Raw genomic sequence first — 20,319 nt, 5'->3', positions numbered from 1 at the left:
ATAGCTGGAGCTATGGAGGTAGATAGCAACCGATTAGAAACTCATCTTCTTTTATCTATCAGCCATTTAGGTTAATCCTGTCCCTTCCAAACAAGCTCGATCGAAAATTGCCCCCGTGGTTACTGCCGAGGCTAAACTAGCACAAAGAAGATTGGCATCAGTAAAATTTGTTCCGCGTAAAATCGCCCCGAAAAAAATTGCTTCCTCTAAATCGGTAGCCGACAGATCTGCCCCGGACAGATTAGCGCTAGTAAAATCCGCTTGGGTTAAAATCGCCCCGACAAAACTCACTCCCCGGCCATCGACACCGCGAAAATCCGCCCCGGACAAATCTAGATGATTAAAAACCGCCCCGGCTAAAAAAGCGCCGGCCAAACTTGCCCCAGTCACGATCGCATCGAGGAGAATTGCCCCGCGTAAATCGGCATTACGAAAATCTGCTCCCCTTAAATTTGCCCCTGTGAGGTCAGCACCGCGTAAATTTGCGCGTAAATTCGCCCCTGCTAGGTCTGCACCCGCTAAATCAGCCCCTGCCAAGTTCATGCCCGCTAAATCTTTTATCTCACCCTGACGAATTGCTAATAAATCAATACTGGGAAAAGTCATGTTCAGCCACGGTTAAATACTGTAAAAATATCTTAGAATATTCGTAAACCTTTGTTAAGAAAGCGCTCCATGTCCCTAGAGCTATTATCCCTAGAAAATATTGAAGAAATCGCCCACCAATACGGATACTGGGCAGTATTTATCGGCATCACCCTGGAAAATACGGGGATTCCCATCCCGGGAGAAACCATCACCATTGTCGGCGGCTTCCTTGCCGGTAGCGGTGATTTAAACTATTGGTTAGTTTTAGTCAGCGCAATTACAGGAGCAGTTTTGGGCGATAATTTTGGCTATTGGCTCGGTCGCGCTGGAGGTTGGCCGTTTTTGTTAAAAGTTGGCAAATTCTTTCGGATTCCGCCTCAAAAACTAGAATTAGCCAAGGATCAATTTAGTAAAAATGCACCCCGGGCGGTCTTTTTCGGTCGCTTCGTGGCTTTGTTAAGAATCTTTGCCGGTCCCATGGCGGGAATTGCCCGAATGCCCTACGGTCGCTTTTTCCTCTGTAATCTCGGTGGGGCGACGGTGTGGGCGACGATTATGGTGACATTGTCTTTCTTTTTAGGCCGTTTGTTCCCCTTGCACCAGTTAGTCAGTTCTATGGCTCGTTTTGGTATCTTGGCTTTAATTATCGTCCTAGCCTGGACAATTATTCACCCCATCCTTGAGTCACGGAAAACGGCGGTTTAAGGCCATGACGGGGAGCTGGTGCGTTTGTTGCGTCGGAATATCGATTGGTTGTGGCAGATTCCCCAACTACCTAGGGTTTGCTGAAAAAGTACTAGGCTGGGGTCAGGAGTCGGTCGTCAGTAGCCGGTCGTCGGGAGGGGAAGTCAGAATAACAGAATGACCTCGCACGTCTGCAAGTGGAACCCTTCCCAATCGAAGAGCGAAAGTGCAAGGGTTTTGAGTCCCCATTCCCATTTCTCAACGTTCGTTTCTGGGACTTTTTTAGCCAAAAAAGTCCCAAAACCATTTTATAGCAAGGCTTAAACTGATATTCAGCCAACCCTAAATAGGGTTGGCTGAATAAATCTAAAAACCTTGTTGGGTAAGACTTTTAGACTTTTTGTCAATCCAAAAGTACCAAATATGGGAGTGATCGGGGGGAAAATTCAGGGACTTTTTCCCTGAAAATTAGGTAATTGACCCCCTCAAAATCGGTAAAACCCTACACCCCACACCCCACACCCTACCCCCACGAAAAACTTTTTGCCGCAAACCCTAAATAGGGTTTGGTTCTGTATTTACCCCCGACACATCGGATATTCACAGGCAATTTACGGGTACAGACGAACGGATATCTTTGCGTCTGTTAGCCTTTTTTCGTCAAAACGATGAAATGTCCGTATCGAGTATCTGGAATCATGTACTCATAGACCTTTTCCCGATCATTTTTATCTTGAATAAATTCATCTACAGCCGTCTTTGGGCCCGAAGAAAAGAAACCGTAGTCATCGACGATGATAATCGCTCCGGGGGGGGTGATCGGGTGGAGAAACTCTAGTACCTGTTTGATTGGTTCGTACAGATCGAAATCCACATAGGCGAAAGAAACCCTCGCTGGTAAATTTTCCCCTCGCTCGAGGATTCGATCAAAAAATCCTTTGTGAATTACATAGCGATGTTCGGGAAAAGAAATCTTCCGTAATCGCTCTAGAACCATTCCCTCACGGCATCGCATTTTTCCCCTATAGGCTTCCATATTCCCCAAATCGAAAATATCGTGGAGCAAGTGATCTTTTTCCGAGGGGGCGGGCAAACCTTGAAAGGAATCGAATAGATGTAAGGTCTTGTCTGTTCCGGCGATTTCATTGGCGATCAGTGCGGAGGTTTCTCCCTGCGCCACACCAAACTCGCACACATCGCCCTCTACCTCCCGACACCGGGCTAAACCCTGCACGAGATAATAGGCCTCTGAAGGAGGCGTGCCGAGCAATGTGGTTAATAGATGCAGACGAAGATCGTTAGGCTCTATTACGGGATCGGACTCGTTGAGCTTTCCCTCGTAGGCCTGTGCCAGATTAGCGAAATTATCGAGCCAGATCGGCAGCTCCGATGTGCGGTGGAGCGGTTCATCCTCGAGCGAGGACGAGGTCAGAGCAATGGATTGATCATTCATAGCTGTTACCCATTTAAAATGGGTATTAGGATGTTAGAAAACAAACGCAGATTTATTAATTATCGATAAGAAAGCGGTTATCAGAAATAACCGCTTCTGGAATTTTCCAAGAATCTGTTTAACGTTCCCGGCGCCCGAAGTTTTTGCGCTCACCACCGCCACCACCGCCAAAATTATCTTCTTTGGGACGAGCTTTGTTGACTTTCATCTGTCGTCCCATCCATTCGGCCCCGTCAAGAGTTTCGATCGCTTTTGCTTCTTCCTCATCGGAGGACATTTCCACAAAACCAAAACCGCGCATTTTACCCGTTTCCCGATCTACGGGCAAGTAAACGCGACTAACCGTGCCGTATTCAGCGAATACCTCTTTCAAGTCATCTGTCGTGACGTCATAAACCAGATTACCAACGTAAATCGTCATGGATTGTCTCCCAATATCACAGCCATTTCGAGAAGGAGATCGGACACAACCCAGTCAAGGCCATCAGGGAAAAACCACTTCTGTTTGAAACCAATGCTGCTACCGAACCTAACTACTCTCTCTAAACTAGCATAGCTTATCAGTGATCAGTTATCAGTAGGAGTAGGGAGTATTAAGTGAGCAGTATTATAGGGCAGTTTTCTGCTTTCTTTTCACTGATTACTGTTTACTGTTTACTGCTCACTGATTAGGGTAGCCAAGGATATTGACTAAAATCGGGGGGACGTTTTTCGAGGAAAGCCTGTTTACCTTCAGCCCCTTCGGCGGTCATATAGTAGAGTAAAGTGGCATTACCCGCTAACTCCTGTAAACCCGCTTGACCATCACAATCAGCATTAAAAGCCGATTTTAGGCAGCGAATCGCCAAGGGACTTTTTTCGAGAATTTCTAAGGACCATTTAACCCCTTCCTGCTCTAATTCCTCTACCGGGACGACATGGTTAACCAAACCCATTGCTAACGCTTGTTGGGCGTTATACTGCCGACAGAGAAACCAAATCTCGCGAGCTTTTTTCTGACCGACTACCCGGGCCAGATAACTAGAGCCAAAACCGCCGTCAAAACTGCCCACTTTCGGACCGGTCTGGCCAAAAATGGCGTTATCCGCTGCTAAGGTTAAATCACAAACCAAGTGTAAAACATGACCGCCCCCGACCGCATAACCTGCCACCAGCGCGATAACTACCTTGGGGATGGAGCGAATTAATTTCTGTAAATCCAGCACATTGAGCCGGGGTACGCCATCATCGCCAATATAACCCGCCTGACCGCGCACCGTCTGATCGCCGCCGGAACAAAAAGCATATTTGCCATCGCTGTGGGGACCTGCACCCGTGAGCAATACCACCCCAATGCGCGCATCCTCGCGAGCATCACAGAAAGCGTCGTAAAGCTCAAAAACTGTCTTCGGACGGAAGGCATTACGCTTATGGGGGCGATTGATGGTAATTTTGGCGATTCCCCCCCATTTATGGTAAAGAATATCCTCGTAGGTTTTGACGGATTGCCATTCAACGCTCATAGTCTCGGTTATAGGCACAGCTTTTTTACCTTACCTCATTTTGTCCCCCACGTTGAAGCGGGGAGCGCCAGAATAGGGGAATGGATAGTTGACGGACAAGGTTTAAACCTGACTCCCTTCTTGATGTTTTCTGGGTATTTACTCAAAATATATTGATCCTAGTCGTGTAGATATCAGCGAGCGACCAGCAATTGCTGACCATAAAACCGAAATCGGTTATTGGGAAAGTGACACAATGATTGGAGGAAATTATCGAGGAATTATCGTTACATATATGGACAAAGCCTCGAAATTTTTAGTAGCAGGATTAGCCAAAAACAAAACCGCATCGGAAATCAAACCTTGTCACAGAAAAACTTTCCCAAGAGATTCACCCTGACCAAAGAAAAACCTTTACTTGTGACGAGGTTAAAGAATTTTGTGGACATCAAGAGTTGAGTCATACCAATTCTCCAAAGTCTGACTACAGAAGTTTAATCCCCCTAAATCCCCCTTAAAAAAGGGAACTTAAAGGGGGATTTAAATTCGATGTGTAGTTTTCATTTAGAGAAATGGTATCAGAAACTAGGAGCAGATTTTTATTTTACTACTTCTTATCATTCGTGGGAGAGGGGATTAAACGAGCATACCAATGGACTATTGAGACAATTTTTTGCCAAAAGAACGAATTTGAAAATCCTTAAACCAGAGCAGGTAGAAAGAGCGGTTTCTAGTCGCAGATATAAACAAGCTGCTTATCCTAAATCAGATGGGAAAGATGCTCTTTGGTCTCCTAGTTATTTTGTTTCTTCTGTGGGAGGTGTGCCATTGGCAGTTCTTAAGTGCTATATTAGAGATCAAGAAAAACTGTCGTGAAACGAAGGGGTTTTAAACCCAAATTTTCGCTAATCAGATAGCCATTATCTCAAAAACTATCACCATGACGATCGATCCGCAACAACTCATCGAACTGGCTCTCAAATCGGGAGCAGTGGCAGCCGAAGTTTATCAATCTTCCTCCCTTTCCCATCCCGTTTTTTTTGAGGCTAATCGTCTCAAACAGCTAGAAAGTTCCGAATCTGTGGGAACTGCCTTAAGATTATGGCGCGAGGGTTGTCCGGGGTTAGCGGTGGGTTATGGTGATGTGGAACCGGAAATTTTAGTAGAAACAGCGTTAAATTTATCCTATCTCAATGCCCCCGAAGAAATCGAATTTTCGGCACCACGACAGGCAATTTATGACCCGATTGGCCAGGATGTGGCGGTAGAATCTTTAATCGAGATGGGTAATCAAATGATTGGCCAAATTCGCCAAGTTTATCCTGAGGTTATTTGTAGTGGTGAATGGGAATGTGAACGGGAAATCACCCGTTTAGTTAATTCCCAGGGTTTATATTGTCAATATACCGATACAGCTTTGAGTTATTATCTGGGGATTGAATGGGTGCGGGGGGAGGATTTTCTCGCGGTTTATGATGGGGAATATACTCGCAGTACACCTCATCCCGAAACCGTAATTAAACAGTTATTGCAGCGACTACAATGGGCCGCCAATAATGTGGATAGTCCCACAGGTAAATTACCAATTTTATTGACTGCTAATGCAGTTACCCTGTTATGGGGTACGGTGGCGATGGCTTTAAATGGTAAACAGATCTTAGAAAAATCCTCGCCCTGGAGTGATAAAATCGGTCAATTGGTTATGTCAGAACAGTTGACTTTATCTCAACAACCGGAGCGAGAACCCTATAGTTGTCCCTTTGATGATGAGGGAACTCCCACCAAATTTTTATCTTTAATTGAACGAGGTAGAGTTAAAGAATTCTATAGCGATCGTACCACAGCCAGACTATTAAAAACTACTCCGACGGGAAACGGTTTTCGTCCCGGGTTAGGGGTTTATCCTATGCCAGATTTAGTTAATCTAATCGTGGCACCGGGAGAGGGAACTTTAGAGGATTTAATCTCGCAAATAGATGAAGGTCTAGTTATTGACCAAATTTTAGGTCATGGGGCCGATATTTCGGGCGATTTTTCTGTCAATATCGATCTGGGTTATCGCATAGAAAAGGGCAAAATCACCGGACGAGTTAAAGATACAATGGTGACGGGAAATGTTTATACCGCTTTGCAGAATTTAATCGCTTTGGGGTCCGATAATCAATGGAATGGTTCCTGTTATACCCCCTCGCTAATTGTTGATAGTTTATCGGTGGTGGGTTAAATCAGTTATCAGTTATCAGTTATCAGTTGACCGATTACTGTTCACTGTTTACTGACCACTGAAATTACTAGGTGTAGGGCTAATTCCAGAATTAGCCCTACAATAGGCGTTGTCAAATTGAAAGATGCTCCGAATCAGCACCGGAACTAAAATTACTGTGATAGCTAAGGATTGCACTGCATCTTTCCTATTCTGATCTAACAATGCTTAATTTTTTGGGGCTTTATTTGACCTGAAAATAAGGGGTTCGCAGGTAGGCACGGATTCCCATTCTATAAGAAATTATCTGTCAAGTCGTGGGGTTTTGTCAAGCTTTTTTGGAAAAAAATTTAACCGATGTGAGTCGGTATTTTTCAGCTTGGCATTAACGCTTTAGTTGCCGAGGCACCAAGGCGATTTAATTGCCGATTAATTTGCCATCCGAGGAGGGTTAAACCCAACCACTGACCGAAGATTGCCAAAGCGAAAGAGGGAAGTGTAGCGTATTGAGTAGCGGCAATGGGAAGAAAAGTAAAAAACCATAAAAGCGGAGATTGACTGGGATCAACTCGCAGGACAGCGAAACAGAGGAAGGGGAAAATAATCAAAATGCCGATGCTAGTGGCTGCCAGCAAAGCGCGTTTATTTGTGCTGCCTAACATCAATAATTGGGCGATAGCGGCATAGACTAAAATCATGTTCATTGCCAAGAGAAACCCGGCTGCAGTGGCTAGTTTATATTGATGGAGAGGGGCGATAAAAATAGCGGGAAGGATGAATAAAATGGCAATGGCGACGTTAACAGCCATGGCTAGGGTAGAAGGGCTTTTTTCGCCAAAGATTAGAGCTTTCCCCAGACTAATGCCCGTTTTTCCTTGCAGATGACGATAGCGCGCCCAATCTTGGAGAGTTTGACGGGGGGGAGTGAGGGCAAAAAGGATTAACAAGCCAAAAATTGCCACAAAAACGCTAAGAATGACAAAATTATCGAAAAGATAGCTCGGTTCCAGAGTTTGGAAGACAAAACCTAGGCTAATGGCGCTAAAACAGCCCATCATCCAGTAACTTTGGGGTTTACTAATAAGAGTAACGAGGGGATTATGGAAGCGACGCTGGATAATTCTGGTTAAACCGTAGGTACAGAGGGCGAAATTGAGCAAAATTAAGCCAATACCCATTATAACCGATTGCCAGAGAGATTGACCGTACCAACGCAGATCGAAGATTTGTGAGATTCCTAGATAGCGTACCGCATCGGGGGGGAGAAAGGTAGATTTAACTAGATAGGGAAGGAAAAAACTAGGATTAAAGAGAATTAACCAATCAAAGGGGGTACGGGAACCGCCATAGCCCGATAAAGTAAAAATACTGCTATAAAACACAAAGATTAAGACTGTAGCACTGCCTAACCAGGGTTGAAATCCTCCTAACCATGGCGTGGCTAAAGCGAAACTAAGGGCAGCATGATAGAAAAAGGCACAACTAGCGATCAGAACCGCGTAGAAGGCTAAAATTAACGACAAGGGAATACCTGCTAATAAACCCGCCCCCAAGTGAAAGGGTAAAGCGAGAAGACAGACGAGATAGAGGAGAATGGGAACCCCGAAAATTTTGCCGATAAAAATCGTTTTGGCGGGTTGGGGACTCAGACGGATAAAATTAAGTGTACCTCGGCGCTCTTCCCCAGAAAGATCGGCAATTAATTGATAGGTTCCCACCACTAAAAGAGCGAAAATGCCGGTAATACTCAGAAAAGTGAAGATATCTAACCACCATAACCGGGAGATAATCATCCATTGACCATTTAAGTCTTGGATACAGTATTTAAGCCCACTATAGGGATAATAGTCGTTGTTATTGGGGGGATTAGCGGTACAGTAACGACTAAATCCCGCTCCTACTGGCAAGAGATTTTGATAGTACAAGTAAACTAATAATTGACCAACAAGGGAGATAATCGAGGCGATCGAGATATTTTTCGGGGTTAATCTTCCTTGCCATTCTCGCATAATTTGCGGGTTGGTTTCCGTAAGGCGATCGATTATTGTCAGTATCATATTTCTGTCCTCTCTACAGCCGTCAACAGGAGCTAATCCTAGATTAACCCGGTAACTTCTCGATCGGTTTGGGGATGAAGAAATCCCTCGATATGCAGCTAAGTAGCTGGTTATAATTAAATTAAAAAGGGATTTTAGGTTCGATCCCTCCTGAAATCCGCTCTTGATCAGGGGGGTGCCGATCTACCCTGCTAAGATAGCGTTGGGCGAGGATGCGAAGTAAGTCCTTGAATTGATCAGAGAAAAGGAGTTTAAAGGATGAAAATGACTTATCTGGAAGCTACTGCCAAATTTTACAGCGAAGTAGCCCAAGCTCCCGAAGTGGGGCTATGTTGTGTTCAAAGCAGTCCTTTGCAACTGCCGGGGTTAAAAATCCCCGCCATTATGCAGGAGATGAACTATGGTTGTGGCACGACGGTGCAGGTTAATGAATTGGGCAATTCTCCCAGGGTTTTGTATGTGGGTGTGGGTGGTGGTTTAGAAGCACTGCAATTCGCCTATTTTTCCCGTCGTCCGGGGGGAGTCATTGCGGTGGATCCAGTGCCGGAAATGCGTTGGGCAGCCCAAAGAAATCTCGGCGAAGCACTGCCAGAAAATCCCTGGTTTAGTCTCGATTTTGTGGAAATTAAAGATGGTTCCGCTTTTGAATTGCCGGTGGAGGATGCCTCCGTCGATGTAGTGGCGCAGAATTGTCTTTTTAATATCTTTAAACCAGCCGATTTACAGTTAGCTTTACGCGAGGCTTTTCGCGTCTTAAAACCGGGAGGACGTTTACTGATGAGTGATCCGATCGCCCCTCGTCCAATTCCTGAACATTTGCAAGAAGATCAGCGTTTAAGGGCTATGTGTCTATCGGGGGCCTTGACCTACGATGATTATATTCAACAGTTGATTGCTGCTGGTTTTGGTCAGGTAGAAATTCGGGCCCGTCGTCCCTATCGTTTACTGGACTGTCAGAGTTATAATTTAGCCAAGCCGCTCCTCTTAGAAAGTTTGGATTCCGTTGCTTTTAAAGTAGCTATTCCCGAAGATGGGGCCTGTATTTTTACCGGCAAAACTGCTATTTATACTGGTACGGAGGCAATTTTTGATGATGGTGCTGGGCATATTTTAGCCAAAGGATTACCAGTGGCCGTCTGTGATAAAACTGCGAGCAACTTAGCTCGTTTGTCTCCCCAAGATATCCTCATCACCGAGTCCACTTGGCACTATAATGGGGGCGGTTGCTGTTAAAAAAGTACGGTCGAGGCAAGTTCGATCCCTCAGTTATCAGTTATCAGTTATCAGTTATCAGTTATCAGTTACCAGTTACCAGTTTTCAGTTACCAGTTACCAGTTTTCAGTTTTCAGTTACCAGTTATCAGTTATCAGATGTGAGTTTTCAGTTCACTGATTACTGTTTACTGTTCACTGGACGGCTACGCCGTGCCTTTGGCAACACTGAAAAAAACTAGCCTTGCACTACCTGTTTAAGGGTGGTAAAGGTTTCTAGGTTGATTAACCCCCGGCGCTGGCCTTTTTGGTTGGAAATGCCCAAAAATACCGATTCTCCCTGTTTGGGATTGCGATCAAATCGGGGTGAAGAATTGATATAAACTAAAGCACTATCGGACTCCATGGCGAATTGACGACTTTCTCGATAGGATTCGGTGACAATACAATCCGCATGACCGCTACTATACTTATTAATCCAAGCGATCGCATCAGTGAGGGTATCCACTAACCTAAAGGCCACCGTTTTTTCTAAATAGGGTCTTTGCCAATCATTATCGGTAGTAATAGTTAAATGTTCGGGAAAATCCGCCGCTAATCGGGTATCTCCCCGCAATTTAAAGCCTTTTTCCTGCAAACTTTTAAACAAACGACTTAAAGTTGAAGAATTGTGATGGGGACTAATTAAAACTTTTTCGATCGCGTTAACCGGATCTGGTATGCTGCCATGACTATCGATAATTACCTGACGAGCTAACTCCAAGTCGCCACTAGGAGACCAGTACAAATAACAGTTTCCCATGGCCGCACGCAAAACGGGAACGGTAGCCAATTGACTCACGCGACCGATTAAACTAGGGCGACCGTAGGGAATAATCAAATTAACATAATTTTCCTGGGTCAGCAACTCCTCTAGGGAGGGACTAGAATCACAGGGTAAACCACTCACACAATCCACGGGTAAACCCACATCTTCCAATGCTTCTTGGATAATTTCCGTAATCACCTCATCGGAATGACTAGAGGCATTGGAACCGCGAATAATCAAACTATTGCCACTTTTTAGGGAAAATCCCGCCGCTACCATCGCTAATTCCGGAAAACCTTCATAGACGAAGGCAATCACTCCTAAAGGCATCCTTTGGCAATAGGTTTGGGAAGGATTGAGTTGATAGGCTGCGTTAATTACCTGTTGCAGCGGATCCGATGCTTCCGCTAGTTGTTGTAATACCTCCACCGTCGTCTCTAAACGTTCGGGAGTTAACCGTAGCCAGCGAATCATTTGTTCTGAGACAGCCATCTCTCGACTGACTTCTAAATCGAGGGTATTGGCTTCTAAAATACGATCAAAGCCAGTTTTAATGGCATTAGCGATCGCAATTACTCCGCGATTTCTTTCATTGCCATTAAATTGACCTAGAGCCAGAAAAGCATTGTATGCTTGCTTAAAGATCGTCAGGGGGGGGATGGAGGAACTTTCGATCATAGATTCTTGTCTAGCGTCGATAGGCTAACCAAAAGATTAACGCGGGCAAAATAACTAATAGCATAACTAGAATTGCCCCAAAAATCACGCTTACCCCTGGCGGTGATTTTAAAATTAAGGGTAGCCAGACGACCGATAATAACAGAATTATCCCCACCATCAGGGGTAATACCTCTTGTGCAAGGCGCCGATTCGTACTCACCCAACGAAATCCCGTCCAGCGCCAACTGCGTTTATAGGGATAGTGGGGGGCTAATTGTTCGATAATTTGGCCGTTTTCCTGTACCACAAATATCTGTTGACAGCGATCGCAGCCAAAGGCATCGGTCAATAAAATCGGGCATAATGTCCCTTTCCGACGACAGGGACAAGGATAGTCTTGGTGTAGGTCGATTTTGGTATATTTATGCGGTCGCACAAGCTAAATTTTTGTTTATAAACGGTTGTTTTTAGTCGCTCGTGGTCAATAGCTCAGGGATTCAATGGTTGCCCAAAATCCTCAACCCTATTGCTCACGGATAATTCCCATCTTAAGGGATATCCCTAAATTATTCCTACTAATCTTAAGAGCTATTTCAAGATTTTTTCAAGCGGGCAACGCGATTCGAACGCGCGACATTCACCTTGGCAAGGTGACGCTCTACCACTGAGCTATGCCCGCAAGCCGTTTTTTTACACTTCCCTAAGCATCCCAAATCTCAGAGCATTTGTCAAGTGGTTTGGAGCATTTTTTTACAATAATTCATCTTCTGGCCAATCCCCCAAACCGGTAATAGCTTCGAGAACCACTTCTATCTTAGCCTGTAGTCGGTTGAACTGATGTTGCAAGCGATCAAAGCACTTGTCAATGGCGGCGAATTTTTCAGTGATAGGGCGTTCCATAGCCTCAAAAGCTGCCGTAATCGGCCCCTCTGGTTCTAAATCTAATTCCAGAGTCTTGATTCTCTCGACAGCGGGGAGTGGGGACAACTAAAACCCTAAATGCTGGGGGAATTTTCTTAGCCTTCCATCAGTGCCTGTGGGGGATTATTTTCCAATAATTCTAGGGGTTTATCTTCATCCCGGGGGCGCAATTGACGCATGAGACTAGCCATTTCTAGGGCAGATAGGCCATAATTCCAGCCCAAATTACTTTTAATCCCGGCCCGTTCGAGGGCCTGTTGTAGAGTATCAGTGGTGAGAATACCGAAGACAACGGGAACACCTGTCTGAAAAGCGGCCGCAGCGATGCCTTTAGCAGCCTCGGCAGCAACGTAGTCAAAATGGGGCGTTTGTCCGCGAATAATTGCCCCTAGACAAATAACGGCATCGTAACGGTGGGAAAGAGCGACTTGACGGGCTACCATTGGCACTTCAAAGCTACCCGGTACCCAGATATAATCGACTTGGGTGCCATCGGGATTGACATCAACCCCGTGACGCTTGAGACAGTCTTGACAGCCTGATAACAGTTTATCAGTGACCAGATCATTAAAACGACCAATCACGATCGCAAAGTGCAAGGACGATATATCCTCGGTAAAATTTCCCTCAAAAACAGTCATAGGTAAAAGGGGTTAGGGGTTGGGGAGAAGTGGGGTGTGGGGTGTGGGGTGTGGGGAGAATACTGACTCCTGACGACTGACTCCTGACGACTGGCTCCTGACTCCTGTCCCCCGTCCCCCTGATCAAGACTAAATCACTAAAAAGTTTAAAATAGCGACGGCAACGACTAAAATCGCCCAAATTGCCGAACCCACATAGAGAAGGGGTTTCGATTGATCCCAGTTTTGGGGGGAAGCATAGGCAACGGGGACACCAATCACCATCAGCAAGGAAAATAAAACTAAGGCAATGAGAAAAAATTGAAAAACAATAGACATGATTGGGTTCTCCTAAAGCAGTTGATCTTTATCTAGATAATTCTCCCAGATTTGATACTTGTATGGAAGAGCCTCGCTTCCACTCAACTTAACTGGACGATCCTTTCTCTAAGTCCTCCCTGAATCAGGGTTTCCCAGGAGATATCCCTGTCAGACTGAATCCACGAGCATTTTAATTTTACTGCCAGTGACTACCCAGCCCCAGCGGGGCTGAAAACTTTTTTCCAGTGTCTATCCTTGTCAAAAGCAGCATGGCAAGGGTTAGGTGGGGGAATTGACTCTCTGTGATACCCTGCTCAGATTACCCTATTTTTGCGTTTTCGCCAAAGCTGCCCTAGAAAGATGTCCAGACTGCTGAACTGCTAAAAGCTAATGGTTAAGCCCCCCAAACGGATGCCAGCGCCAAAAATGACGAACAATACTGCTAGAGTGGTGACGGCGACTATGTGCAGGGCGAGGACATTTAAGTTTTCCTCGCTCAGTTTAGGAATGAGAAAAAAGCGGGAATGAAGGGCCAAGATGAGAGTTAATAACAGTAAAGCTAACTTAATTCCTATATAAACCGATAAAAAACTATCAAATGACCAAAAATCACGAAATCCGGGCAAATAAATCCAAGTCAGTCCCAGGCCTGTTATTACCTGCAACAATAGCGCAGATAACCCAAAACTTTCAAAATATTGCTCAAATTGACGAATTCGGTCTGGTTCTCGGTTTTTGAGGGCCTGGGGTAGAACGGTGACTGCCAACAATAAATGCCCACCGGCCCAGACGGTCGCCCCTAGGGTGTGGAGAATTACTAAAATTTTGAACAACATCGGTTTCTCTCAGTCATGATTTGCTAACTTATAGTTCTTGACCCGGTTATTGCCGAGCATTTAGTAACAATAGATACAGAAAAAATCCCGATAACTTCTCCTTACTAAAAAATATGGATTTAATTTTATGTCATCAAACGGCGGATTTTGACGCTTTGGGGGCAGCGGTGGGTTTATCGTTGCTGAAAGCGGGTAGTCGCATTGTGTTAACGGGGGGAGCGCACCCAACAGTAAGGGAATTTTTAGCCCTGCATCGGGATGAATTCGCTTTAATTGAAATGCGTAGTGTCAATCCGTCCCAGATTCGCTCTTTAATTATCGTTGATAATCAGTGGCGAGAGCGTCTGGGAAAAGCCTCCCAGTGGCTCGATTTAGGGCATTTACAGGCGATCGAATTGTATGATCATCATTTGGATAGTGAAAGTGATATTCATGCCTCTAGCGTCCATTTAGAAGCGGTGGGAGCCACCACGACTTTAATTGTCGAAGCTTTACAAAAAGCCCAGATTAAACCAAACTCGATGGCAGCGACGGTAATGGCACTCGGTATTCACGTTGACACGGGTTCCCTGACTTTTGCCAGTAGTACCCCCAGGGATGCCTATGCTTTGGCTTGGTTAATGACCTGTGCTGCTAACATTAAAACGATCGCCCAATACTGTCAACCGAGTTTTTCCCCGCGCTTACAGGAGTTATTTAGCCTTGCTTGGGAAAATCTAGAGATTAAAACGATCCATGACCGTAAAATCGCCCACGTTCTTCTCCATACTGCCGATTTTATCCCGGGTTTGTCTAGTGTGGCCGAGCGCCTACTGGAATTATCCGATAGTGATGCACTACTTTTCGGCCATAGTTATAGTAAAGACGAGGAAGATAAGTCCCGACAGCGTTTAACTGTGATTGGTCGATCTAGAATCGATGGAGTGAATCTATGTCAGCTTTTTTCCCCCTATAACGGCGGTGGTCATGCTCAGGCCGCTTCGGTAAGTTTTCGCGATGTTCAGCCAGTTCAACAGTTAAACCAACTGCTGGGGGACTTAATTGCTCAAATTCCTCCTTCTCCCACTGCTAGGGATTTAATGTCTTCTCCGGTGCGGACAATTCGTCCCGATACTTCCATATCTCAAGCCGAGCGCATCCTTTTCCGTTACGGCCATTCGGGGTTATCGGTGGTAGATGAGCAGGATCGCTTAGTTGGGGTGATTTCTCGTCGTGACCTCGATTTAGCTCTCCATCACGGCTTTTCTCGCTCTCCTGTGAAGGGATACATGACTTGTAATCCGAAAACTATTACCCCCGACACTTCTCTTCAGGAAATCGAGTCGCTGATGGTAACGTATGATTTAGGGCGTTTACCTGTACTAGAAAACGGGCAGTTAGTCGGTATCGTCACTCGTACAGATGTATTAAGACAGATTCATCAAAATGAGCGGGTGCGTTTTGAAGGGTTTGCTTTGGTTTCCTGTCTTTTACCAGCGATTAAAGAGCGTTTAGAGTCGATTTTATGGTCATTCCTGCAAGCTGCCGCCGCTGCCGCTCAAAAACGCGGTTGGCATCTCTATCTGGTTGGGGGTGCGGTGCGGGATTTATTGTTAGCCACAGAAAGGGATACTTTATTGTTACAGGATATCGATTTAGTGGTGGATGGCTGCCATCGCGCCGCCGGTGTGGGTGCGGGGGTAGAATTGGCTAATTGTTTACAGGAAATTTATCCGAGGGCCCGGTTATCGATTCACGGGGAATTTCAGACGGCGGCTTTGTTATGGCACAAAGATGAGCGTTTTGGCTCGTTATGGGTGGATATCGCCACGGCACGCACGGAATTCTATCCCTATCCTGCCAGTAATCCCCAAGTGGAGGCTAGTTCGATTCGACAGGATTTGTATAGAAGGGATTTTACAATTAATGCTCTGGCAATTCGCCTAACTTCGCCGAAAGAGGGGGAATTACTCGACTTTTTTGGCGGTATGTTGGATTTACGCGCCCAAAATATCCGGGTTTTACACGCTAATAGTTTTATCGAGGATCCGACGCGCATCTATCGAGCGGTGCGTTTTGCCACTCGGTTAGGATTTGTTATTGAACCCTTGACAGAAAACTATATTAGGTATGCGATCGAAAGTGGAGTTTATGATCGCTCACGGCAACAAAATCAGAATGCACCCGCTTTACAGTCCCGTTTAAAAGCGGAGTTGAATTATATTTTAGAGGCGGATTACTGGGAAAGTGCCTTAGAAAAGTTGGCCGATTTGGGGGCTTTGCACTGTTTACACGGGGATTTAAGTTTAAATCGGGCTTTATGGCGACAATTGCGCTGTCTCAGTCGTTGGTTAGATTGTTTAAGTCTGGAATTGCCGGTGAATGCTTGGTTAATGCGGTTGGAATTATTAATCGCTTCTCTGGCTGTGGGGGAAAGAATAGCGATCGCTAATAATTTACAATTGCCTAAAGATACTGTGGAGCGTTTACAAAAACTAGAAGTTATGGAAAGGGAGATTAGCAATAATTTTGCTTATGATCGACCCGTTAGTCAAATTGTCAGCTTTTTCAATGGTTATCAGGTTCCTAGTTTGTTATTGGTGGCGGTGAGGAGTGAGACTAGGATTCGGGGTTTAATCTGGCAATATTTAACTAAATGGTCGCAGATTGAGGCTCCTATCGACGGCAATGACCTAAAAGCTTTGGGTTATCAACCGGGTCCCCAGTTTAAATCGTTACTTGCGGCGGTATTGGGGGCGACTTTAGATGGAATGGTCAGCAATAAAAGCGAAGCTATGGCTTTTATTGCTAGATTAACTCGGGCTTGCTGAATAAATCTAAAAACCTTATTGGGTAAGACTTTTAGACTTTTTGTCAATCAAAAAGTACCAGTTGTGGGAGAGATAGGGGGAAAATTCTGGGACTTTTTCTCTGAAAATTAGGTAATTGACCAGATGAGAATCGGTAAAACCCTACACCCCACACCCCACACCCTACACCCTGTCCCCACGAAAAACTTTTTGCCGCAGACCCTAACTAAGTCAGCAGATTAGGTATCGGCTGCCCCTTCATTTTCCGAAGATTGTCTTTGATCGCTGGAATAACCGCCTCTACCTCCTCTGGTGGTGGTACGATTAGAAGCAGCCCGGAATTGACGAGCGTAGGCACGGTTGCGTTCAGCTTTTTCTTTTTTCAAATTACGACGTTTAGCCACAAGAATCTCCTTGGGATATTAGATAGACAAGCGGGGAAACGAGCGATCGCTTCCCCTGTTGACAATGAAAAGAAGTTAGGTAATCATAGCCTAGAATGGTTACGATTGGGGATTAGTAGCGACGATCTCGATTGCGATTGCCACCACCGAAGGAAGATTTGGGTTCTCTTTCACGAGCTTGATTGACTTTTAATTCTCGCCCCATCCATTGAGCGCCGTCAAGAGCGGCAATAGCCTTCGTTTCTTCCTCTGGGGTTTCCATTTCCACGAAAGCGAACCCGCGTTTTTTTCCCGTTTCCCGATCCATGGGGAGGTGAACGCGCTTAATTTTACCGTATTCTTTAAAAACCTCAACTACGTCGTCTTGGTCAACCTCGAAGGGGAGATTACCAACATAAATTGACATAAAACCTATCCTTGCACAGATAAAAACAACAGATTTGTAGAGAACGAAGATTTCGGGAACTAGCTGAACCAATACTAAACAGAAACGCTTTGACCATTAATACTGACAACGAGCCGCAGTGCCGACTTTTATTCTCAACTTCCATCCTAGCACATAGCTATTAGCTTTGATCGATGCTGCCGCTCCCGCCACCGGAGCAGATAAACTAGACTAGAATGCTGCCCTATAAAATGCCCTAATTATGAGTTTATCCCCCCATCCGATCGAAACTGCCCTAAAAACCCTGGCAGGGAAAGCGGAAAATTCCATCGAACAAACAACAACCCTAGAAGACTTAGAACAGCTAAGGGTGAATTATCTCGGTAAGAAAGGAGAATTATCGCAGATTTTACGCGAAATGGGCAAATTAAGCCCCGAAGAGAGACCGCGCCTCGGTGCGATCGCTAATGAGGTAAAAGAATTAGTACAATCGCTGCTGGAATCCCAGCGAGAAAGTCTCCAGAATGCCCAAATTAAGGCGAAATTAGCGGCGGAAACCCTCGATGTCACCCTACCTGCTCTTAGCCGTCCTTTAGGGCGAATTCACCCCTTAAATAGCACAGTTGATCGCATGATCGATATTTTCGTCGGTCTGGGTTACAGCATCGCCACTGGGCCGCAGGTAGAAAGCGATTATTATAATTTTGAGGCTTTAAATATCCCTGCTGACCATCCGGCCCGGGATATGCAGGATACTTTTTTCTTGAGGGATGGTCGTTTATTGCGGACCCATACCTCCCCGGTGCAGATTCGCTACATGGAAAGTCACGAACCCCCGATTCGGATTGTGGCCCCGGGCCGGGTTTATCGTCGCGATACCGTGGATGCAACCCATTCCGCGGTTTTCCATCAAGTGGAATTATTAGCGGTGGACCGGGGATTAACTTTTACGGATTTGAAAGGAACAATTAAAGAATTTCTTAAGCAAATGTTTGGGGCCGATTTACCAGTTAAATTCCGCGCTTCCTACTTCCCTTTTACTGAACCCTCGGCCGAGGTAGATGTGCAGTGGAAAGGCAAATGGTTGGAGGTGATGGGCTGTGGTATGGTGGATCCCAATGTCTTAAAAGCAGTCGGTTATGACCCCCAAATCTATACGGGTTTTGCTGCTGGTTTTGGCGTGGAAAGATTTGCTATGGTATTACATGAGATAGACGATATTCGCCGTTGTTATAATAGCGATATCCGCTTTCTCCGCCAATTTTAGGGGGATAAACCCGATGGTCAAGAGTGAAGATTTAACCAAAAAAAGACTCCTATCCGTGGCTTGTCATCGAAAATTTGGGTCTGAAACCCCGCCGTTTTACGACGGCTTTACCGTTAAATATTAGCGCATTTACACGATATATGCTAAAATGTGAGACATGGAAAAAGCCTATTCTTACCGATTTTACCCAACACCCGAACAAGAGTCGCTATTGCGGCGCACTTTGGGATGTGTAAGATTAGTTTACAATAAGGCTCTCCATCTCAGAACACAAGCATGGTACGAAAAGCAAGAAAGAGTAGGCTACGCTCAAACTTCTTCAATGCTAACCGATTGGAAAAAACAAGAAGAATTAGAGTTTTTAAACGAAGTTAGCTGTGTACCCTTACAACAAGGGTTAAGACACCTACAAACAGCTTTTACTAATTTCTTTGCTGGTCGTACTAAGTATCCTAACTTTAAGAAAAAACATCAGGGAGGAAGTGCCGAATTTACCAAGTCAGCCTTTAAATTTAAAGACAGACAAATCTATTTAGCTAAATGCACAGAACCTTTACCTATTCGATGGTCAAGACAAATCCCAGAAAGCTGTGAACCAAGTACAGTAACAGTCAGATTACATCCTTGTGGACGTTGGCATATCTCAATAAGATTTGATGACCCAACAATTAAGCCATTACCAGTAACAGATAAAGCCATTGGAATTGACTTAGGAATTAGTAGCCTCGTGATTACCAGCGATGGCGATAAAGTATCTAATCCCAAGCATTTTAAGAAACATTATCGGAGACTGCGAAAGGCCCAAAAAAGCCTTTCTAGAAAACAGAAAGGGTCAAAAAATCGGGAAAAAGCGAGAATCAAAGTAGCCAAGATTCACGCTCAAATCACCGATAGCAGAAAAGACCATTTACATAAGCTAACCACTCAATTAGTTCGGGAAAACCAAACGATTGTGGTTGAGAATTTAGCCGTCAAGAATATGGTCAAAAACCCCAAGTTATCTCAGGCAATATCTGACGTTAGTTGGGGAGAAATCACTCGACAATTAGCCTATAAATGCCGTTGGTATGGCAGAAATTACATCGAAATAGATAGATGGTTTCCTAGCTCTAAAAGGTGTAGTAATTGCGGGTATATTGCTGAGAAAATGCCGTTAAATGTTCGAGAATGGGATTGTCCAGACTGTGGGACACACCATGACCGAGATATTAACGCCAGTAAAAATATTTTGGCCGCAGGGCTTGCGGTGTCAGTCTGTAGAGCGACCATAAGACCAGAACAGAGTAAATCTGTTAAGGCAGGTGCGAAAAATCCTTCGGGAAAGAAGCAGAAACTCAAATCGTGAGGTTTGGGAATCGCCGTCCGTTTACGGCGGTGAGGATGTCAATTCTGATGATGGAACGGTGAAGGAAAACGCCAAAGAAGCTTTAAACTTTCACCTGAATATGTGGTTATACTACCTAATTGCTGGGATTCTGGTTTGGGTTTTAATCGGTTATTTGCTCTTACCGATTCTTGCTGTGGTGAATATTGTTCTTCCCATTCTTGCTATCCTGCAAGTCTGGAAAGATGCTTATAAGGTTTTCCGTTATCCTTTTATTTTCCGGGTTCTGTAATTAATTATCGGGGT

Annotated in this window: 20 protein-coding genes, 1 tRNA gene and 2 pseudogenes; 9 read left to right on the top strand and 14 right to left on the bottom strand. The window is 45.0% G+C overall.

The annotated features are described in order from the left end of the window. Positions 1–66 precede the first annotated feature (66 nt). A complete protein-coding gene (locus ACQY1X_RS13495) occupies positions 67–606 on the bottom strand; it encodes a pentapeptide repeat-containing protein (protein ID WP_002775354.1) in 540 nt (179 codons plus the stop codon). 69 nt (positions 607–675) lie between these two features. Here ACQY1X_RS13495 and ACQY1X_RS13490 point away from each other — a divergent pair, with 69 nt between their 5' ends. Then, positions 676–1,293 (top strand): DedA family protein, encoded by a 618-nt coding sequence (locus tag ACQY1X_RS13490; protein ID WP_002734739.1) that lies wholly within the window; start codon positions 676–678, stop codon positions 1,291–1,293. A 625-nt stretch (positions 1,294–1,918) separates the two neighbouring features. On the opposite strand, the gene ACQY1X_RS13485 is transcribed toward ACQY1X_RS13490, so the two are convergent. The 3 genes from ACQY1X_RS13485 to menB all read right to left on the bottom strand — a co-directional run bounded on the left by ACQY1X_RS13485 (position 1,919) and on the right by menB (position 4,227). Next, positions 1,919–2,725, bottom strand: a complete 807-nt coding sequence (locus ACQY1X_RS13485; protein WP_430014780.1) for a TylF/MycF/NovP-related O-methyltransferase — start codon at positions 2,723–2,725, stop codon at positions 1,919–1,921. A 118-nt stretch (positions 2,726–2,843) separates the two neighbouring features. Further along, the gene (locus ACQY1X_RS13480; protein ID WP_002799864.1) at positions 2,844–3,146 is read right to left on the bottom strand and encodes an RNA recognition motif domain-containing protein; all 303 of its coding nucleotides are present in this window, start codon (positions 3,144–3,146) and stop codon (positions 2,844–2,846) included. 247 nt (positions 3,147–3,393) lie between these two features. Beyond that, positions 3,394–4,227 carry a 1,4-dihydroxy-2-naphthoyl-CoA synthase gene (gene menB / locus ACQY1X_RS13475; RefSeq protein ID WP_016514989.1) on the bottom strand — a complete coding sequence of 278 codons (834 nt, stop codon included), beginning with the start codon at positions 4,225–4,227 and terminating at the stop codon, positions 3,394–3,396. Positions 4,228–4,384: 157 nt separating this feature from the next. Between menB and ACQY1X_RS13470 the strand changes: the two are divergent. The 3 genes and pseudogenes from ACQY1X_RS13470 to ACQY1X_RS13460 form a co-directional block, all read left to right on the top strand. Next, a pseudogene (locus ACQY1X_RS13470) lies at positions 4,385–4,938 on the top strand (hypothetical protein); the annotation flags it as partial. Further along, a pseudogene (locus ACQY1X_RS13465) lies at positions 4,927–5,082 on the top strand (transposase); the annotation flags it as partial. The pseudogenes ACQY1X_RS13470 and ACQY1X_RS13465, both read left to right, overlap by 12 nt. 64 nt (positions 5,083–5,146) lie before the next feature. Next, a complete protein-coding gene (locus ACQY1X_RS13460; RefSeq protein WP_004157944.1) occupies positions 5,147–6,430 on the top strand; it encodes a TldD/PmbA family protein in 1,284 nt (427 codons plus the stop codon). 353 nt (positions 6,431–6,783) lie between these two features. On the opposite strand, the gene ACQY1X_RS13455 is transcribed toward ACQY1X_RS13460, so the two are convergent. Further along, complete coding sequence (locus tag ACQY1X_RS13455) at positions 6,784–8,466, bottom strand: hypothetical protein (RefSeq protein WP_430012931.1); 1,683 nt, start codon at positions 8,464–8,466, stop codon at positions 6,784–6,786. Between the two features lie 258 nt (positions 8,467–8,724). Between ACQY1X_RS13455 and arsM the strand changes: the two genes are divergently transcribed. Continuing rightward, positions 8,725–9,699 carry an arsenosugar biosynthesis arsenite methyltransferase ArsM gene (gene arsM / locus ACQY1X_RS13450; RefSeq protein WP_176721618.1) on the top strand — a complete coding sequence of 325 codons (975 nt, stop codon included), beginning with the start codon at positions 8,725–8,727 and terminating at the stop codon, positions 9,697–9,699. 217 nt (positions 9,700–9,916) lie between these two features. Here the strand turns inward: arsM and ACQY1X_RS13445 are convergent, their stop codons facing one another. The 7 genes from ACQY1X_RS13445 to ACQY1X_RS13415 form a co-directional block, all read right to left on the bottom strand. Beyond that, complete coding sequence (locus ACQY1X_RS13445) at positions 9,917–11,164, bottom strand: glutamate-5-semialdehyde dehydrogenase (protein ID WP_002731517.1); 1,248 nt, start codon at positions 11,162–11,164, stop codon at positions 9,917–9,919. A 10-nt stretch (positions 11,165–11,174) separates the two neighbouring features. Then, the gene (locus ACQY1X_RS13440; RefSeq protein ID WP_002733508.1) at positions 11,175–11,582 is read right to left on the bottom strand and encodes a hypothetical protein; all 408 of its coding nucleotides are present in this window, start codon (positions 11,580–11,582) and stop codon (positions 11,175–11,177) included. Positions 11,583–11,753: 171 nt separating this feature from the next. After that, positions 11,754–11,825 (bottom strand) — tRNA-Gly (locus tag ACQY1X_RS13435). Between the two features lie 71 nt (positions 11,826–11,896). Beyond that, positions 11,897–12,133 carry a hypothetical protein gene (locus tag ACQY1X_RS13430; RefSeq protein WP_002775335.1) on the bottom strand — a complete coding sequence of 79 codons (237 nt, stop codon included), beginning with the start codon at positions 12,131–12,133 and terminating at the stop codon, positions 11,897–11,899. Between the two features lie 29 nt (positions 12,134–12,162). Then, entirely contained in the window at positions 12,163–12,708 is a 546-nt protein-coding gene (gene ribH, locus ACQY1X_RS13425) for a 6,7-dimethyl-8-ribityllumazine synthase (RefSeq protein WP_002734236.1), read from the bottom strand. A 129-nt stretch (positions 12,709–12,837) separates the two neighbouring features. Next, positions 12,838–13,026 carry a photosystem II reaction center protein PsbZ gene (gene psbZ / locus ACQY1X_RS13420; protein WP_002732865.1) on the bottom strand — a complete coding sequence of 63 codons (189 nt, stop codon included), beginning with the start codon at positions 13,024–13,026 and terminating at the stop codon, positions 12,838–12,840. Positions 13,027–13,388: 362 nt separating this feature from the next. Beyond that, positions 13,389–13,844 (bottom strand): CopD family protein, encoded by a 456-nt coding sequence (locus ACQY1X_RS13415; RefSeq protein ID WP_069473918.1) that lies wholly within the window; start codon positions 13,842–13,844, stop codon positions 13,389–13,391. A gap of 113 nt (positions 13,845–13,957) precedes the next feature. Here ACQY1X_RS13415 and ACQY1X_RS13410 point away from each other — a divergent pair, with 113 nt between their 5' ends. Beyond that, positions 13,958–16,654, top strand: a complete 2,697-nt coding sequence (locus tag ACQY1X_RS13410; protein ID WP_430014779.1) for a CBS domain-containing protein — start codon at positions 13,958–13,960, stop codon at positions 16,652–16,654. A gap of 218 nt (positions 16,655–16,872) precedes the next feature. Here ACQY1X_RS13410 and ACQY1X_RS13405 read toward each other — a convergent pair whose 3' ends face one another. Further along, positions 16,873–17,037 carry a hypothetical protein gene (locus ACQY1X_RS13405; protein WP_002733784.1) on the bottom strand — a complete coding sequence of 55 codons (165 nt, stop codon included), beginning with the start codon at positions 17,035–17,037 and terminating at the stop codon, positions 16,873–16,875. Positions 17,038–17,149: 112 nt separating this feature from the next. After that, positions 17,150–17,443 carry an RNA recognition motif domain-containing protein gene (locus ACQY1X_RS13400; RefSeq protein WP_002731511.1) on the bottom strand — a complete coding sequence of 98 codons (294 nt, stop codon included), beginning with the start codon at positions 17,441–17,443 and terminating at the stop codon, positions 17,150–17,152. Between the two features lie 241 nt (positions 17,444–17,684). On the opposite strand from ACQY1X_RS13400, the gene pheS reads away from it, so the two are divergent. The 3 genes from pheS to ACQY1X_RS13385 all read left to right on the top strand — a co-directional run bounded on the left by pheS (position 17,685) and on the right by ACQY1X_RS13385 (position 20,305). Next, the gene (gene pheS / locus ACQY1X_RS13395) at positions 17,685–18,689 is read left to right on the top strand and encodes a phenylalanine--tRNA ligase subunit alpha (RefSeq protein WP_002732180.1); all 1,005 of its coding nucleotides are present in this window, start codon (positions 17,685–17,687) and stop codon (positions 18,687–18,689) included. 157 nt (positions 18,690–18,846) lie between these two features. Further along, the gene (locus ACQY1X_RS13390) at positions 18,847–20,034 is read left to right on the top strand and encodes an RNA-guided endonuclease InsQ/TnpB family protein (RefSeq protein ID WP_430012929.1); all 1,188 of its coding nucleotides are present in this window, start codon (positions 18,847–18,849) and stop codon (positions 20,032–20,034) included. After that, entirely contained in the window at positions 19,991–20,305 is a 315-nt protein-coding gene (locus tag ACQY1X_RS13385; RefSeq protein ID WP_235614745.1) for a DUF4870 domain-containing protein, read from the top strand. Before ACQY1X_RS13390 ends, ACQY1X_RS13385 begins: the two co-directional genes overlap by 44 nt. Positions 20,306–20,319 lie beyond the last annotated feature (14 nt).

Origin of the sequence: Microcystis protocystis FBCC-A270 (genome assembly GCF_050500235.1) — a bacterium.
Classification (GTDB): Bacteria; Cyanobacteriota; Cyanobacteriia; order Cyanobacteriales; family Microcystaceae; genus Microcystis; species Microcystis ichthyoblabe_A.
This window is presented reverse-complemented; position numbering and strand designations above follow the sequence as displayed.